A 17500-nucleotide genomic window follows, 5' to 3' on the forward strand; every position below is an offset into this window, starting at 1 on the left:
TCCTCCCGCCGAGGCCGAAGCGCGCTATTATGTCCAAACCGAGGGCGTCGCCATGGCGGCGTGACTCAACCAAATCGGCCTCCGGGAAACCCGGCGCGGTTCAGTCGGGATCGCTGGTGAGGCCATCGCGCCCATGGCCGTCTCACGCCGCAGCCGGCTCGGCCGCCGCGCCGGGCCGCCGGTATTCCTCGCCGCGGGTCATCACGACCCAGGCGATGCGGGCCAGCTTGTTGGCCAGGGCCACCACCGCGACGTTGAAGGGCCGGCGACTCAGCAGCCCGGCCAGCCAGGGCGCGCTCTTGCCCTGCCAGCGCATCACCGTCCGGGCGCCATTCACCAGCATCCGGCGCAGGTAGCCGTCGCCCGCCTTCGAGATGCCGCCCAGGCGCTCCTTGCCGCCGCTCGAGTGCTGGCGCGGCACCAAGCCGAGCCACGCCGCCAGATGGCGGCCCGATGCGAAGACGGTCACGTCGCCGATCGTCGCCGCCAGCGCCGTCGCGGTGACCGGCCCGATGCCTGGGACCGTCATCAACCCCCGGCACACCTCATCCTCCTTGGCCCGCTCGGCCAGCCGAGCGTCCAGTTCGCCGACCCGCCGTTCCGTGTCGCGCAGTTGGTCGACCAAGCCCTGAAGGACTTCCCGGGCCAGGGTGGGAACCCGCGTGTCCTCCGGGTCGGCCAGCACGGCGGTCAATGCCGTGACCTTGCCGGCGCCCTGCGGCGCGACGATGCCGAACTCCGCCAGATGCCCGCGCAGCGCGTTGATCAACTGCGTCTTCTGGGCGACCAGCAGCTCGCGCACCCGGTGGACCGCCAGGGTGCCCTGCTGCTGCTCGGTCTTGACCGGCACGAAGCGCATGCTCGGCCGCTGCACCGCCTCGCAGATCGCCTCGGCGTCGGCCCGGTCGGTCTTGTGGCGCTTCACGTAGGGCTTGACGTACTGCGGCGCCATCAGCCGCACCGTGTGACCGAGCCGGGCAATCTCCCGTGCCCAAAAGTGCGACCCGGCACAGGCCTCCATCCCGACCACGCACGGCGCCAGGGTGGCGAAGAACACCAGCATCGCATCCCGGCGCAGCCGCTTGGTCACCACCACCTTGCCGTGCGCGTCGACGCCGTGGACCTGGAACACCGACTTCGCCAGATCGAGACCGATAAACACCGCAGTCATGGCACAACCCCCGTGATGAGATGAACCTGTCCGTTATCTGGCACTGCCGTGCCGAAAACGGGGGGACGTCCATCTCATCAAAGCAGGAAGCGCACCAAAGCGAACTTTACTTGATTAAAGTTGACTTTACCCAAATCCGATGGTCAGATCGCCGCAGCCGGGAATGGCCACGGATGCGGATGCAGATCGGCTGGCGGGCCGAGAATGGTATCGCCCGTCCCTTGCCGGAGCGTGAGTGACCGGAGATCGCCTATGCCCGCCTACAAAGCGCCCATTGATGATATGACCTATCTGCTCGGCGAGCTTTTCGATGTCGAAAGCGCGCTGACGCCGCTGTATGGCGAGAATGCCTCGCTCGACCTCCTGACCGCGGTTCTGGCCGAAGCCGCCCGCTTCTGCGAAGAGGTCGTCCAGCCGCTGAACCGTCCGGGAGATGAGGAAGGCTGCCGGTTCGATGGCGGTGCGGTCTCCACGCCGAAAGGCGTGCGCGAGGCGTTCGCAGCGTTCGTCGACAATGGCTGGGTTGCTCTTGCAGGTTCCCCGGACTATGGCGGCCAGGGCATGCCGCGCGTCGCGCAGCTTCTGCTCAACGAAATGCTGTCCTCGGCCAATCTCGCCTTCGGCTTGTTCTCCGGACTGACGCACGGCGCGACGGAGGCCATCGAACACCATGCCAGTGCGGCGCTGAAGGCCCGTTTCCTGCCGAACATGGTGGCCGGGCGCTGGACCGGCGCCATGGACCTGACCGAAGCCCACGCCGGCACCGACCTCGGCTTGCTGCGCACGCGGGCGGAGCCGGCGGGCGATGACAGCTACCGCATCACCGGCAGCAAGATCTTCATCACGGCGGGCGAGCATGACCTTGCCGAGAACATCGTGCATCTGGTGCTGGCGCGCCTGCCGGACGCGCCCGCCGGGACCCAGGGCATCAGCCTGTTCCTGGTGCCGAAGTTCATCCCCGACGCCGACGGCCGCCCGGTGGTCCGCAACGCCTTTTCCGCCGGAGCCATCGAGCACAAGATGGGCATCAAGGCGTCGCCCACCTGCGTGATGAACTTCGACGGCGCCACCGGCTGGCTGGTCGGTGAGCCGAACAAGGGGCTGGCCACCATGTTCACCATGATGAACAACGAGCGGCTGTTCGTCGGCATCCAGGGGCTGGGCGTGGCCGAGGCCGCCTATCAGGGGGCGGCCGCCTACGCCAAGGAACGGATGCAAGGCCGCGCGCCGGCCGGCGGGTCCGGGACAAAGCCGGGGCCGCAGCCCATCATCGTCCATCCCGACGTGCGCAGGAACCTCCTGACCATCCGCTCCTTCACCGAGGCCGGCCGCGCTCTGGCGGTGTGGACGGCGCTTGAAATGGAAAAGGCGGACCGCCATCCGGACCCGACCGTTCGGACCGCGGCCAACGACCTCGTCGCGCTCATGACTCCGGTCATCAAGGCCGCCTTCAGCGACCTCGGCTTCGAGGGGGCGGTTCTCGGCCAGCAGGTGTTCGGCGGACATGGCTACATCCGCGAGCACGGGATGGAGCAATTCGTCCGCGACGCCCGCATCACGCAAATCTACGAAGGCACCAACGGCGTGCAGGCGATGGATCTCGTCGGGCGCAAGCTGACCATGGGCGGCGGGCGGCTTCCGGAGCGGTTTTTCACCCTTGTCGCCGCCTTCCTTGAGGAGCAGAGCGCGCTGCCCGGTGCCGAACCGCTTCTCACCCCGTTGGCCGGTGCGCTGGACCGGCTGCGGACGGCCACGGCGCGGCTGGTCGAGCGGTCCGCCGCCGATCCGGCGGAGGCGGGCGCCGCCGCCACCGATTACCTGCGCCTGTTCGCGCTGACCGCGCTGGCCTGGATGTGGGCGCGCATGGCCGTCCACGCGTTGGCGCTGGGCGACGCGGCCAAGCCCGCGCACCGGGCCAAGGTCGAGGTCGCCCGCTTCTTCATGGCCCGCATCCTGCCGCAGACGGTGGCGCTGGATCTGGCGTTGCGCGCCGGGGCGGGCAGCCTGATGGCCCTCGACGTGGACGCCTTCTGATCTTCAAGCAATCATCAAGCGCGGCAAGAAGCATAAGATAAAGGAGGAAACCAACAATGCCCGGAATGATGCCCGGAACAATGGCCGGGATGATGATGGATACGCCGCTGCTCGTGCCGTCGGTCCTCCGGCACGCGGCGGATTATCATGGCGACACCGAAATCGTTTCCCGCACGGTGGAAGGGCCGATTCACCGCTACACCTATGCCGAGGCGTGGCGGCGGTCGCAACGGCTCGCCAACGCTCTGTCGGCGCTCGGCGTCGCGCCGGGCGACCGGGTGGGCACCCTGGCCTGGAACGGCTACCGCCACCTGGAGCTTTATTACGCCGTGTCGGGGTCGGGGATGGTCTGCCACACCATCAACCCGCGCCTGTTTCCCGAACAGATCGCCTACATCGTCAACCACGCCGGGGACACGGTCCTTTTCACCGAACTGTCCTTTGTCAGCCTGCTCGAAGGCATCGCCGACCGGCTGACCGGCCTGAAGGCCATCGTCGTGATGACCGACGAGGCCCATATGCCGGCCTCCACGCTCCTGCCCGGCCTGCTGTGCTACGAGACGCTGCTGGCCGCCCAGCCGGACCGCTTCGACTGGCCGGAGTTCGACGAGAACACCGCCGCCTCCATGTGCTACACCTCGGGCACCACCGGCGATCCCAAGGGCGTGCTGTACAGCCACCGTTCCTGCCTGCTGCACGCCATGGCGGTCTGCCTTCCCGACGCCCTGAACCTGTCGGCGCTGGAAGTCGTCATGCCGGTGGTGCCGATGTTCCACGTCAACGCCTGGGGGCTGCCGTACGCCGTTCCGATGACGGGCGCGAAGCTGGTGTTCCCCGGCCCGAGGATGGACGGCGCCAGCCTGCACGAGCTGATCACGGCCGAGGGCGTCACCCACACCGCCGGCGTGCCGACCGTCTGGATGGGGCTGCTGAACTGGGCGGAGGCCAACCACCGCACCCTTGAGCCGCTGCGCCGGGTGATCGTCGGCGGCTCGGCCTGCCCGCCGGTGATGTTCGAGCGGTTCCGGCGGTTTGGTGCGGAGGCCGTTCACGCCTGGGGCATGACGGAAACCAGCCCGGTCGGCCTCGTCAACACGCCCAAGCGCAAGCATCGGACCGAAACCGGGGCGGAGTGCGCCGTTCGCACCGCCAAGCAAGGTCGCCCGCTGTTCGGCATGGCCTTCCGCATCGTCGACGACAACGGCGATGAGGTGGCGCACGACGGCACCGTCTATGGCCGGATGCTGGTGCGCGGGCCGTGGGTCGCCGCCGGCTATTACGGCGTCCCGGACAGCCCGGCCCACGCGACGCCGGGCTGGTTCGAAACCGGCGACGTCGTGACGATGGACGGTGACGGCTATGTTCAGATCGTCGACCGCACCAAGGACCTGATCAAGTCGGGCGGCGAGTGGATCAGCTCCATCGACCTGGAGAACATCGCGGTCGCCCACCCGGCGGTGCGCGAGGCCGCCGTGGTGGCGCGTCCCGACGCGCGCTGGGGCGAGCGTCCGCTGCTTGCCCTCGTCCTCAAGGACGGCGCCAGCGTCACGCCGGAGGAGATGGCCGCCTTCTACGAAGGCAAAGTCGCCAAATGGTGCATTCCCACCGACGTGGTGGTGATGGACGAACTGCCGCACACCGCCACCGGCAAGCTCCAGAAGGTCCGCCTGCGCGAGATCCTGCTGAGCCGGATGTCGGAGGCGGCGCCGGACTGACGTCAGCGTTTCCCGTCGGCGTTTCCCGTCGGCGTTTCCCGGAACCGGATACGCACACCGCACCGGTCATCCCCCGTGGGTGCGGACCTTGGGCCGGGCATGTCGATTGCCCGGCCACCTTTTCCCGGCCACCTTTTCAATGCCCGGAACCTTGTCCGTTCCGCGCCCCCATCTCCCAACACACCCGGAGCAGCATCCGCATGCAACGCGACATCGTGATCGTCGGCACCGCCCGCACCGCCATCGGAAGTTTCGGCGGCAGCCTGAAGGACGTTCCCCTGAGCACGCTCGCCACCACCGCGGTGCGGGCGGCGGTCCAGCGGTCCGGGGTGGATCCGCAGGCGGTCGGCCATGTCGTGTTGGGCACCGTCATCGCGACCGAGCCGGCTGACTGCTATCTCAGCCGCGTTGCCGCGGTCAATGCCGGCATGCCGAAGGAGACACCCGCCTTCAACGTCAACCGCCTGTGCGGATCGGGCCTTCAGGCCATCGTGTCGGCGGCCCAGGCCATCGCGCTGGGCGACACCGACATCGCGGTCGGCGGCGGCGCCGAATCCATGAGCCGCGGCGCCTACCTGCTGCCCTCCGCCCGCTGGGGGGCGCGCATGGGCGACGGGACGATGATCGACCTGATGACCGGCGCGCTGCACGACCCCTTTCAGAAAATCCACATGGGCGTGACGGCGGAGAATGTGGCGGCGCGCTACGGCATCACCCGCGCCGAACAGGACGCGCTGGCCCTGGAAAGCCAGGCCCGCGCCGCCCGCGCCATCGCCGAAGGCCGCTTCAAGGAGCAGATCGTCCCGGTCGAAATCGCCTCGCGCAAGGGCACCATGACCTTTGCCACCGACGAGCATGTCCGGGGCGACACCACCGCCGAAGGGCTGGCGACGATGAAGCCGGTGTTCCGCAAGGACGGCACGGTGACCGCCGGCAACGCCTCGGGCATCAACGACGCGGCCGCCGCACTGGTGCTGGCGGACGCGGGCCGGGCCGCGGAGCTGGGGCTGAAGCCGCTGGCCCGGCTCGTCGGCTATGCCCACGCCGGCGTCGAGCCGGAGTTGATGGGGCTCGGCCCCATTCCGGCGACCCGCAGGCTGCTGGAGCGCACCGGCCTGTCGGTGGCCGACCTCGACGTCATCGAATCGAACGAGGCCTTCGCCGCCCAGGCGTGCGCGGTGGCGCGCGACCTCGGTTTCGACCCGGCGAAGGTCAACCCGAACGGTTCGGGCATCTCGCTCGGCCATCCGGTCGGGGCCACCGGCGCCATCATCGCCGTCAAGGCGATCGCCGAGTTGCGGCGCACCGGCGGCCGTTACGCGCTGGCAACCATGTGCATCGGCGGCGGTCAGGGCATCGCGGCGATCTTCGAGCGTGTGTGAGGGCTCCCATCCCACCCCATCATCGGGCCCACCCCATCATCGGGAAGGTCAGGATATGAGTGACAACGGCATGATCAATCGCGTGGGCGTCATCGGCGCCGGTACCATGGGCAATGGCATCGCGCAGGTCTGCGCGGCGGCCGGCCTGACCGTGGTGATGACCGACATCTCGCCCGACGCCGTTGCGCGCGGCATGGCGGCCATCGGCGGCAGTTTCGACCGCTTGGTGAAGAAGGAGAAGACGTCCGCCGCCGACCGCGAAGCGGCGCTGGCCCGCATCACCGGCACGACGGACAACCGGGCGCTGGCCGACTGCGATCTGGTGATCGAGGCGGCGACCGAAAGCGAGTCCCTGAAGGTGAAAATCCTGACGGACCTCGCCGCCATCCTGAAGCCGGAGGCGCTGATCGGCAGCAACACCTCCTCCCTCTCCATCACCCGGCTGGCGGCGGCGACCGACCGGCCGGACCGCTTCATCGGCCTGCATTTCTTCAACCCGGTGCCGATGATGGAATTGGTGGAGTTGATCCGCGGCCTTCAGACGTCCGATGCCTCCCTTGAAAAGGCGACGGCTTTCGTCCGCCGGATCGGCAAGTCGCCGATCACGGCGCGGAACAGCCCCGGTTTCGCCGTCAACCGCATCCTCTGCCCGATGATCAACGAGGCGATCTTCGCCTTGCAGGAGGGGCTGGCGACCGCCGAGGACATCGACCGCGGCATGAAGATGGGCTGCAACCATCCCATCGGTCCGCTGGCGCTGGCCGATCTGATCGGCCTCGACACCATGTTGTCGGTCATGACCGTGTTCTATGAGGGGTTCAACGATCCCAAATACCGGCCGGCGCCACTGCTGAAGGAAATGGTCGATGCCGGCCACCTCGGCCGCAAGACGGGACGGGGGTTCTACGACTACGGCGCCTGAAGGTTTCGCTCGCATCACCCTTTCGATCAATGCCTGCGGCATTGATCGGCCGTATCACTCCCCATTGTCCCTGTCGGCGGCGCGCGCCTCGCAATCGCTCAGCCGCCGCAGGGCATCCTCTTCCATATCCTTCAGCTCTCCAATCGCTTCCTCGATTTCGACGCGCATCTGCTCCAGCGCGGCCAATCGCCGCCGGATCTTCTCGATACCGTCGCGGTACTGGTCGGCGTTGGGCGTATCGGGCCGGTAGTGCGACAGATATTCGCCGATTTCCTCCAGAGAAAATCCCAGCCGGCGAAATTTCAATATCATCAGCAACCGCGCGCGGTCGCGGTAATCGAAAACACGCGCGGTACCCGCTCGTTTCGGGCTGAGCAATCCCTTTTCTTCATAAAATCGCAGAGCCTGCGGCGTCAGCGAAAATTCTTTCGCCAGCTCGGACACGCTGTACAATTTCTTAGTGTCGATCACGAATGCCTCCAGACGCCGCGAGAATAGGCGCTCTTCACCGCAGTCGTCAACGAGCCCATCACAAACGAGAGCATGCAGAAGTGTGGGGTGGTGAGACCGTCGCAAACCAGGGGGAGGGTAGTACAGCGCGCTCAGCTGGCAGCGAACCGGGGGCGCGATGACGTGGCGGGTCATGGTGGAGGTGATGGGCGAGGACGGCCCGGTGACGCCGCACGCGATTTCCGAAGGTGAGCGGACCGGGGCCGGTCCGGCGGCAACGCTCGGGCTGAGTCTGTGCGAGGGCAAGGCGACCCTGGCCGGCCTGCAGCGTGTCCTGGTCACCGCCCAGGCCGACGCGCATTGTCGCCTTCGGCGTCGGTGCGGCCACTGCGGAGCGTCGCACCGGCTCAAGGACCACCGCTCCCGCCGGCTGGTGTCGTTGTTCGGCACGGTGGAGGTGCGCACCCCGCTTCGACGCCTGCCGCTGCGGCGTGGCCTGCCGGCGCAGCCTGACCCCGGTCGCCAAGATCATGTCCGACCGCTGCACCCCGGAGTACGAACGCGTCCTGGCCGGCATGAGCAGCGCGCTGCCCTACCGGCGGGCGCGGACATTGCCGGCCAAGTTGCTGCCTGATCGCGCAGTTCTACCAGTGGGCGACGAATTGTCGCGGCGCAGTACAACCGAATCTGTGATGTCGGTCACTTTCGGGTGCTTTTTTCCCGCTATGGTCGTGTGGCTTTCGCCCAGCCGGCGGCAGCGAGCGGATCGACCAACGGAGAACAAGGCATGTCGAGCACCATCACCGGAACCACGGGCGCGGATTACCTGTCGGGCACCTCGGGGTCCGACCTGCTGTCCGGTGGGGCCGGCAACGATACCCTCGTCGGCGGCGCCGGGGCGGACACGCTGCTGGGCGGCGACGGCAACGACAGCCTCTACATCGACGCCGACGACGCGGTGATCGACGGCGGCGCCGGCTTCGACACCGCCTTCGTTCAGGGCAGCGCGGGGGTCAACCTCATGCTCGCCGCCACCGCCATCGAACGTGTCTACGGCGGCAGCGGCGCCGATACCGTCAGCGGCGTGGGCGCGACCGGGACGGTGGAGATCAACGCCGGGGGCGGCGACGACCTGATCACCGGCGGCGCATTCAACGACTCGCTGCGCGGCGACGCCGGCAACGACTGGGTCGAGGGCGGCGACGGCAACGACTGGCTGGAAGGCGGCGCGGGCGCCGACACGCTGCTGGGCGGCGAGGGCAACGACAGCCTGTTCATCGACGCCGACGATGCCGTGATCGACGGCGGCGCCGGCTTCGACACCGCCTATGTGCAGGGTACCGGGGGCGTGGCTCTGAACCTCGCGGCCAAGGCCATCGAGCGCGTCTACGGCGGCGTCGGAGCCGACACGCTGACCGGCGTGGACGCGACGGCGACGGTGGAGATCAACGCCGGGGGAGGCGACGATGTGGTCATCGGCAGCGCCTTCGCGGATTCCGTGCGCGGCGACGCGGGTAACGACTGGGTCGAGGGTGGCGCCGGCAATGACCTGCTGGACGGGGGGACCGGCCGCGACACGCTGTTCGGCGGTGACGGCGACGACCGTCTGTTCATCGACGCCGACGACGCGGTGGTGGACGGCGGGACCGGCTACGACACGGCCTTCGTGCAGGGTGCTGCCGGTGTCCTCCTGAACCTCGCGGCGGCGAACATCGAGCGCGTCTACGGCGGCGCCGGAGCCGACACCTTGACCGGTGTGGACGCGACGGCGACGGTGGAGATCAACGCCGGCGGCGGCGACGACCGGATCACCGGAAGTTCCTACAACGATTCCCTGCGCGGCGACGCCGGCAACGACTGGGTCGAAGGCGGGGCCGGCAACGACTGGCTGGAAGGCGGAACCGGGAGCGATACGCTGCTGGGCGGGGCTGGCAACGACAGCCTGTTCATCGACGCGGCCGACAGCGTGGTGGATGGCGGCACGGGCTACGACACGGCCTACGTCCAAGGGACCGCCGGTGTTCTCCTGAATCTCGCGGCGGCGAACATTGAGCGCGTGTATGGGGGCAGCGGCGCCGACACGCTGACGGCCGCGGCGGCCGGCGCGGGCGTGGAGATCAACGCCGGGGGCGGGGATGATGTGCTCGTCGGCAGCGCCTTCGCCGACTGGCTGCGCGGCGACGCCGGCATCGACACGGTGGACTACGGTTCGTCCTTCGCCGGGGTGACGGTGAGCCTGGCCAGCGGCACCGGCAGCGGCGGCAGCGCGGCGGGCGACCGCCTGTCCGGGGTGGAGAACCTGATCGGCTCGGACTTCGCCGACAGCCTGACCGGCGACGCCGGGGCGAACCGGCTGACCGGCGGCGGCGGCAACGACACGCTGATCGGCGGAGCCGGGATCGACACGGCCGTGTTCGCCGGCAACAGGCGTGATTACGTCGCCACCAGGGCGGGCACCGGCTGGACGGTCCGGGCGACCGGCGGCGGCGAGGGGACCGACACGCTCCAGGAGATGGAATGGGCGCAATTCGCCGACGGGCTGATGCGGCTGGATGCCAACAACGCGCCGCTGGTGCCGGACGACCTGACGGCGGCGACCGACGAGGATGCGGCGCCGCTGACGGTGAACCTTCTCGACGGCGCCTGGGATTTCGAAGGCAGCGCGCTGTCGGTGAGCGGGTTGAGCCAGACCGGTGGGCCGGCGGCAACGGTGGCGGTGAGCAACGGCGTGCTGACGCTGGACCCGGCGCAGTTCAACCGGTTGGCCGCCGGGCAAACCGCGACGCTGACCTTCGCCTATGGCGTGTCGGACGGTACGGACGCGACGGCACGGACGCTGACCATCGGCGTGCAGGGGCGCAACGACGCGCCGGTGCTCGCGGCCCCCGCGGCCCAGACGATCGACGAGGACACCACCCTCGCGGTTGCCGGGGTGTCCATCGCCGACGTGGACGCTGGCGGCAGCAGCCTGCGCCTGAGCCTCGCGGTCGATCACGGCTCGGTGGGGCTTGGCAGCGTCGCCGGCCTGACAGTGGTGGACGGGGCCTTGGGGAGCGGAGCGCTCACCGTGGAGGGCACACTGGCCGACCTGAACGCGGCGCTCGCCACCCTCAGCTACCGCGGCGCAGCCGATTACAACGGGGCGGATGCGTTGCGGGTGCACGCGGACGATCGCGGCGCCGGCGTTCCGGAGGCCGCGCTGAGCGCCGAAGTGGTGACCGCGATCACCGTGCGGGCGGTCAACGACGCGCCGACCCTGGTGGCCGACGTGGTCAGCACCGCCTATCAGACGCCGCTGACGATCACGGCGGCGCGGTTGCTCGCGAACGACCGCGACCGGGACAACGACACGCTGACCCTCGCGTCCGTCGGCCGAGCCCAGAACGGAACAGTAAGCCTGAACGCGAGCGGCGCCGTGGTGTTCACCCCGGCCGCCGGATTCAGCGGCGTGGCGTCGTTCGACTACAGCGCCAATGACGGTCACGGCGGTGCGGCGACGACCACGGTGACGGTCAACGTGGGCGCCCTGACGCAAGGCGGAACGGGGCCGGACACGCTCCACGGATCGCCGGGCGACGATGTTCTCCAGGGTGGCTCGGGCAATGACCTGCTTTACGGCGGCGGCGGCAACGACCGGCTGAGCGGCGACGGCGGAACGACGGACGCGCGCTACCTGTTCGGCACCAGCCGCCTGGCCCACACCGGCTACGGCTATTACGACACCTGGACCAGCCAGAACATCAATCCGCGCCTTGTCGGAGACGTGAACGGCGACGGCCGTGCCGACATCGTCGGCTTCAACAGCAACGGCGTGGAGGTCGCGCTCGGCCAGTCCGACGGCACCTTCGGTCCCTCCAAGGCAGCCCACACCGGCTTTGGCTACTACGACACCTGGACCAGCCAGGACATGGTCCCGCGCCTGCTCGGGGATGTGAACGGCGACGGCCGCGCCGACATCGTCGGGTTCAACAGCTACGGCGTGGAGGTCGCGCTGGGCCAAGCCGACGGCACNTCCCGCGCCTGCTCGGGGATGTGAACGGCGACGGCCGCGCCGACATCGTCGGGTTCAACAGCTACGGCGTGGAGGTCGCGCTGGGCCAAGCCGACGGCACCTTCGGTCCCTCCAAGGCGGCCCACACCAATTACGGCTACTACGACACCTGGACCAGCCAGGACATGGTCCCGCGCCTGCTCGGGGATGTGAACGGCGACGGCCGCGCCGACATCGTCGGGTTCAACAGCTACGGCGTGGAGGTCGCGCTGGGCCAAGCCGACGGCACCTTTGGTCCCTCCAAGGCGGCCCACACCAACTACGGCTACTACGACACCTGGACCAGCCAGAACATCAATCCCCGTCTTCTCGGCGACGTGAACGGCGACGGCCGCGCCGACATCATCGGGTTCAACAGCTACGGCGTGGAAGTTGCGCTCGGGCAGGCCGACGGCACCTTCGGTCCGTCCAAGGCGGCCCACACCAACTATGGCTATTACGACACCTGGACCAGCCAGAACATGGTTCCGCGTCTGGTCGGGGACATGAACGGTGACGGGCGCGCCGACATCGTCGCCTTCAACAGCTACGGCGTGGAGGTCGCGCTGGGACAGGCCGACGGCACCTTCGGTCCCTCGCTGCCCGGCCACAGCGATTACGGCTATTACGACACCTGGACCAGCCAGGATGTTTGCCCGCGCACGCTCGGTGACGTGAACGGCGATGGCCGCGCCGACATCGTCGGGTTCGGCGGCTACAACGTGTTCACCAGCCTCGCCCTCACCTGCGACGACATCCTGTATGGGGAGGACGGCGACGACGTGCTGGACGGAGGCCTGGGGTCCGACACGCTGGTGGGCGGAGCCGGCAACGACATGTTCGTTTTCTCCGGCCCGTCGGACGGCGCCGACACCGTGGTTGACTTTACGCACGGGGAGGACCGGATCGGTATCGTGGGGCAAAACTTCGGTGGGCTGCCCATTGGCCCGCTGGATGCGGCGATTTTTGCGCTGAATGCACCCGCGGATGCCAACGACCGGTTCGTGTTCAACACGGTGACCGGCCTGCTGTCCTATGACAGCGACGGCACCGGATCGCAGGTCGCGGTTCCCATCGTCACGTTCAACACACATACGCTGATGGCGAGCGACATTTGGGTGGTACCATCAATGTAGGCGTCGGTGCAAAGAAAGGTCGTGCCGGTGGCGGTTGGGAGGGCGAGCAGGTATGACGTTGGTGCACAATTCGGTTTACAGGCGAAGCTCACCCCGTCCGGGGTGACGGTCAGGCGATCTTCCGGGAGACGGGCATGCCGAGACCGGTCATCCGGTTGATGACGGCGCAGGCGACCCGGGCCTCGGCCTTCTGAGTGGGCAGAGTCCGGGCGCGCAGGCTGCGTCCGATGAGGACCTTGTACCTGAGCATCGCCACCTCGGCGAGAGAGCGCCGGCCGTAGTGGACGGCCCGCTGCCAGCCCAGCCGACCACGCTCCGCGATCATTTGGATGTGGCGGTCGCGCTGGCTGGGGGCGGTCTTGGCGGTGTCGCTCATCACCGCGGTGACGTGCGGCGGGATGATCACCTCGGCGTTCGGCGCCTGCTCCGCGACCGTCCGGTAAATTGGCTCGCCATTATACGCGCCGTAGGCCACCCAGTTCGCGACACGGTAGCGCGCCTTCGGGATCGTGTGACGGTGGGGCTCGTTGGCCTTGTACGGCATTGGGCTCTCGGCTTCAGCGGGGCCGCCTCCATACACGCGGGCCTTCCCGAACGCCACCGGCCCGTCCTTTTTGCACCAACGTCATACGAGAGCAGCGACATCCCGCGAGCTTACCGTCACGGCCGACAGGCCTCCACCGTTGATGTGACGACGCCACGCATCGGGCTCTTGGTCTTTTCTTCAGACGATCATTAAGCTAAAGTGGTCTATGCATTTGTCGGTGAATGCATAAGTATGAATAATATTTTCCTCGCCGACGCTGAGGGGTCCGGCATGAGAATGAAAACTAAAAGTGCTATATTTTCTTCTGTTTTACTATGTATGACCGCCTTTCCTTGGCTGGCCAGTGCAATTGAAATTCGATTTATTGCAGAAACAAATAATTCAGAGGCGCCGGCAGGTTTTTGCGTTAAAGACAGGAAGCAAAGAATCGTAACTTCTTTTCAAGAAGCTGCGCAAAACGTGGCGAATTTAAGCCTCAAATTGCGCAATCCTGAAGACAAAAGAAAAGTAAGTGATGAAATTCTGCCGTTATATTCTCTGTATTTTGGAGAGTACGATGCTCACCGATTTCAGATCGTGAGCCAGACGATTGATGCGATATTGAATTACCTCACCGACAAGACAAAGGTCGCTAAGGCCGAGTGCTCGGTGGTAACCGATCAGTCCGACTCCTGCACACCGGCGATACGCGCACGCTTCCTGCCTCCGGAAACGAGCGGCCGCGAGAAAATCGACATAAGGGCGCTATTCTGTACCCCCTTCTTCATTGGTTCCGGAACCAAGACTCACACCGAGTGGGGCACCGTGGTGCATGAAATGGTTCATGTGGTGAAGGGCAGTATCGATTGGAAATACGACGATGAAGACGTGCTTGATATGGCAATCCTTAAGCCGGAGATTGCGGTTTTGAATCCGGATAGCTATCGCTACTTCATCGAGGCGTTCGTCAATCCGGGCCGGGGACCGACTCCGGCCGGAACCTCTCCATGATCACCGGCGCGACCGGGGCGAAAGAAGGTGGCCCGATTTTCCGTCGCCCCTCGCCGGAGCGAAGCAACCTTTTCTGGCTGGAGGGCGAGCGGACGACTGCACCACTCGTCTGCATAGTGGGCGTCCTGGCGCGAGAGATCCCGAGTGGGAGGCAAGCCGCTGTCGAAGCGACGTTGGACGACCTACTGCAATGGAATCCGCTTTTCCTCTTCCTCGATCCTCGGGCTTCCGACGCGACGGCTATCGCATGGAAGCTGAACGACGATCCGGAGGTGCGGGAACAGGAGGGCGTCGGCATGGTTTGGCTGAGCGGCTCGCCCGGCCAAACCCGGGGCCTTCGGCTGGAGTTCACGCAACGTTGGAGATGGAAGTTTTTCAATCGCGACAAGCCATTCACATGCGAGTCGATCCTTCCTTTCGGCTCCCATGGGCTGAAGGTGCACGCGAAGGCGAGTATCCAACGGCTCTCCCAGGGGACCGGCAACCCGGCTGCGCTGGAGATCGCCTTGGCCGATGGCGCGGCCTTGTTCGGCCGTTATGACGGGAAGGTGGTTCCAGACCCCGCAGCCTATGGACACAGGCTGACGCTGGCCCTTGACGGCGAGCGGGCCGGCTGCTTCAGCGGTACGTTGAAGGCCAATGCGGCCGTACTGGCCTCCATCGGCGCAGTCAGCCGCTGGCGCCTGGACGGCAATGTGCTGGCGTTTCCCTTGCTGTACCCGGACGGGGACCTTGAGTTCGAGGCGATGATCGATCCGTTGCGACCGCAAGATGCGAGCCGCACGTGGCTGGAACTGAAGCCGGGTGGCCAGATAAGGTCGGGCTTCCGATCGAGAAGGGGCGAGGAAATCGCGCTTGTCCCGATCCCCGGATCGGACGCCTTTCGCGCCGGTCCACGCCTGGTGCTGGACAAAGGCGGTTTAGGCCTGGAAGGCTCGTTCTCGGTCTTGCCCAAAACCGACCGCACAATCCTGTGCGGCTTGAACGGACGCGAATTCCTGTTGCTGAGCCAAGGGGCGGTCTTCACCGTCGTCCGCGATGGCGACGGCACCGGCCGCATCAAGGTGTCGGGTCCGGGGAAAAACCTGCATATCCGGAACGCGGGCACGGATGTGGGCACCGGCGGCGTCCGCACCGAACTGACGGCGGATTCGCCGCCTCTGCCGCTGCTGCCTTGCGGTTTCACCATGGAGGATGCCGGCAGCTGTGCCCGCCTGGACGAGACTGTGCTCGCCCCGGAGAGGCGCCGGCTGCTGGCGCGTCCCGATCCGCCGCCGCCGTCCTACGTCACGGTTGGAGCGCCGCTGCAGCCTGTCGGGTCCGCACCCGGCCTGCAGCGGCCGCGCCGGAAGGGAAAAGCCGATGACGGGTGGACGTTCCTGGACGCGCCCGACGGCACAGCGGCCAACACCGCCCTGTTCGGCGATCCTGGTACTCCTTATCGGATGGCATTGTCCGGCCTCACGAAGAGGGAAATCGGGCAAATCGCGTCGTCCCAAAACTACGATCTCGCCCTCGCCGACGGTGGGGACGTCCAGGGCGGCCTGTGTGAGATCACCATCGGCCCCGATTGCCTGCGCTCGCCGCTCGGCACTTGGTCAGGCGGCCATGGCATGATCATCGTGAAGCGCACGCAGGGCAGGCCGCTGGCCGACATCGACGCTTGGCGGCCGCTGATATGGCGCGTCGGCGACGGCCCGGAAGCGGCCATCGACCCACGGCTGGCCACGGACATCCAGGCGGTCGGCAGGCAGGTTGAGGCGGCGGTCCGGGCGGGCCATCCGGATTTCAGCACGCTGAACGACAAAATCTTCAAGAACCCAAGTTGGACCGGCGTGCTGATGGCCAACGTGCCGCTCGCCGAACTCTCGCTGCCCAAGCCGGTCGCGGGCATGATGAACGGACTGTTGCGGCGCGTTTCCCGCAGGCAGCCGACTTGCCTGTGGTTGGCTTGGTCGTTCGACAAGGATTCGGGGATCCCGGTCGCCACCACGCTGTTGGATTTCCCCTCCCCGGCCCGGCCGGCGCGGACGCCGCTGACGGCGGCCAGCCTTCACCGGATCACGGCAACGCCGCGTCTTCTTGCCGACCCCGGTCAGGGCTGGCAGGCCGAAATCGCCGTGGGCATGGATCGGCTTCTGGGCGAACCGCTGCTTCCGGAAAACGCCCCTCTGCGCATTCAAGTTCACCGCGGCGCCGACGGCGGCGAATCAATGCAACTAGCCACTCCGGCCGTGTTCCGGTCGAAAGATCGGAACAGGAGGGCGGTGGACGCCGTGACCGTGACCGAAGCGGGCATGAAGAGCATCAAGACCCGGGCTGGGGTGGAACTGCGGTTCGATCTGTCGGGCACGCTGCGGCTGAGAACGCTGCCGGCCGACCTGCTGTCGTTCGGGGCGGCCAAAGCCGGGGCCGAAGGTGGGCTGGTCTACTCCCGCCTGGAACTGGTGGTGTTCAAGGGGAATGGACAGGCCGAGATCAGCCTGGAAGATGCGGCCCTGGCGTTCGATGCGACCCGATCGGTCTGCCGGGCCGGCAGCCTTTTCGCTGGATTCCCCCTTGGGCCGCCGCGCCTGATCCGTGACCAGCAGGGAAAGCCGCCCGGCGATCTCGGCTTCATTGCCGTTGCTTGTCCGGCTGCGACGGCACGGGTGGACAAGGGCTGGCTGGGACTGGCCCATCGCCTCGACCTCGGGGGCATGGGATCGGCGGTGGGCGGCGCGGGATTGGCCGCCGAATTGTTGATCGCTTGGCAGCCGGGCAGCGACGGCGTGCAGGTCGGGCTCAAGCTGCCCGGTAGCGGTTCGGACCGTCCGGAAATCGCGGCCGGGGGGGTCGTGCGGCTCGGCTTCGACTCCGTCGCGCTGGCCCCTCCGGGAGACGGCGGGGGGACCGCCTGGACGTTGCGGCTGGAGGCCATCCGGCTGAGCCTGATGGGGATCGGTGGCGTGCCGCCGGGTCGGGCCGATCTGGTTCTCATCGGCGACCCCCAGCGCCGCGAGACGAGCCCGGGTCTGGGCTGGTGCCTGGCCTATGTGGATGACGGAAAATCCAAAGAAGGAAGCGTGAACGGTGGCAAGCGCTCCCGATCGTCTTCCGGCTTGCAAGATTGAGGGAGACAAG

Annotated in this window: 10 protein-coding genes and 2 pseudogenes; 9 read left to right on the top strand and 3 right to left on the bottom strand. The window is 67.2% G+C overall.

The window, feature by feature from the left end:
* Positions 1-142: 142 nt before the first annotated feature.
* Positions 143-1171: an IS110 family RNA-guided transposase gene (locus tag ACSVC7_RS30350; protein ID WP_448208224.1), complete on the bottom strand. Its 1029-nt coding sequence runs from the start codon at positions 1169-1171 to the stop codon at positions 143-145.
* 252 nt (positions 1172-1423) lie between these two features.
* On the opposite strand from ACSVC7_RS30350, the gene ACSVC7_RS30355 reads away from it, so the two are divergent.
* From ACSVC7_RS30355 to ACSVC7_RS30370, 4 genes are all read left to right on the top strand, one after another.
* Positions 1424-3205, top strand: coding sequence for an acyl-CoA dehydrogenase family protein (locus ACSVC7_RS30355; protein ID WP_448208225.1), 1782 nt, complete (start codon positions 1424-1426; stop codon positions 3203-3205).
* Between the two features lie 56 nt (positions 3206-3261).
* A complete protein-coding gene (locus ACSVC7_RS30360; RefSeq protein ID WP_483509016.1) occupies positions 3262-4920 on the top strand; it encodes a long-chain-fatty-acid--CoA ligase in 1659 nt (552 codons plus the stop codon).
* 200 nt (positions 4921-5120) lie between these two features.
* Positions 5121-6302 (top strand): acetyl-CoA C-acyltransferase family protein, encoded by a 1182-nt coding sequence (locus ACSVC7_RS30365; RefSeq protein WP_448208227.1) that lies wholly within the window; start codon positions 5121-5123, stop codon positions 6300-6302.
* Between the two features lie 55 nt (positions 6303-6357).
* The gene (locus tag ACSVC7_RS30370; RefSeq protein ID WP_448208228.1) at positions 6358-7224 is read left to right on the top strand and encodes a 3-hydroxybutyryl-CoA dehydrogenase; all 867 of its coding nucleotides are present in this window, start codon (positions 6358-6360) and stop codon (positions 7222-7224) included.
* Between the two features lie 54 nt (positions 7225-7278).
* On the opposite strand, the gene ACSVC7_RS30375 is transcribed toward ACSVC7_RS30370, so the two are convergent.
* Positions 7279-7695 carry a MerR family transcriptional regulator gene (locus ACSVC7_RS30375; RefSeq protein WP_448208229.1) on the bottom strand — a complete coding sequence of 139 codons (417 nt, stop codon included), beginning with the start codon at positions 7693-7695 and terminating at the stop codon, positions 7279-7281.
* Positions 7696-7852: 157 nt separating this feature from the next.
* Between ACSVC7_RS30375 and ACSVC7_RS30380 the strand changes: the two are divergent.
* From ACSVC7_RS30380 to ACSVC7_RS30390, 3 genes and pseudogenes are all read left to right on the top strand, one after another.
* Positions 7853-8360, top strand: a pseudogene (locus tag ACSVC7_RS30380) (ISKra4-like element ISAzba1 family transposase); the annotation flags it as partial.
* 101 nt (positions 8361-8461) lie between these two features.
* A complete protein-coding gene (locus tag ACSVC7_RS30385; protein WP_483509018.1) occupies positions 8462-11710 on the top strand; it encodes a cadherin-like domain-containing protein in 3249 nt (1082 codons plus the stop codon).
* Positions 11707-12840 (top strand): FG-GAP repeat domain-containing protein, encoded by a 1134-nt coding sequence (locus tag ACSVC7_RS30390; protein WP_483509020.1) that lies wholly within the window; start codon positions 11707-11709, stop codon positions 12838-12840. The genes ACSVC7_RS30385 and ACSVC7_RS30390 overlap by 4 nt, the downstream gene beginning before the upstream one ends.
* A gap of 109 nt (positions 12841-12949) precedes the next feature.
* On the opposite strand, the pseudogene ACSVC7_RS30395 reads toward ACSVC7_RS30390, so the two are convergent.
* Positions 12950-13315, bottom strand: a pseudogene (locus ACSVC7_RS30395) (transposase); the annotation flags it as partial.
* A gap of 303 nt (positions 13316-13618) precedes the next feature.
* Here ACSVC7_RS30395 and ACSVC7_RS30400 point away from each other — a divergent pair.
* Both ACSVC7_RS30400 and ACSVC7_RS30405 read left to right on the top strand, forming a co-directional pair.
* On the top strand, positions 13619-14377 hold the full coding sequence (locus ACSVC7_RS30400; protein ID WP_448208231.1) for a M35 family metallo-endopeptidase: 759 nt from the start codon (positions 13619-13621) through the stop codon (positions 14375-14377).
* Complete coding sequence (locus ACSVC7_RS30405) at positions 14374-17490, top strand: hypothetical protein (protein ID WP_448208232.1); 3117 nt, start codon at positions 14374-14376, stop codon at positions 17488-17490. The genes ACSVC7_RS30400 and ACSVC7_RS30405 overlap by 4 nt, the downstream gene beginning before the upstream one ends.
* The last annotated feature ends 10 nt before the right edge of the window (positions 17491-17500 follow it).

This window comes from Azospirillum mesophilum (assembly GCF_053470405.2).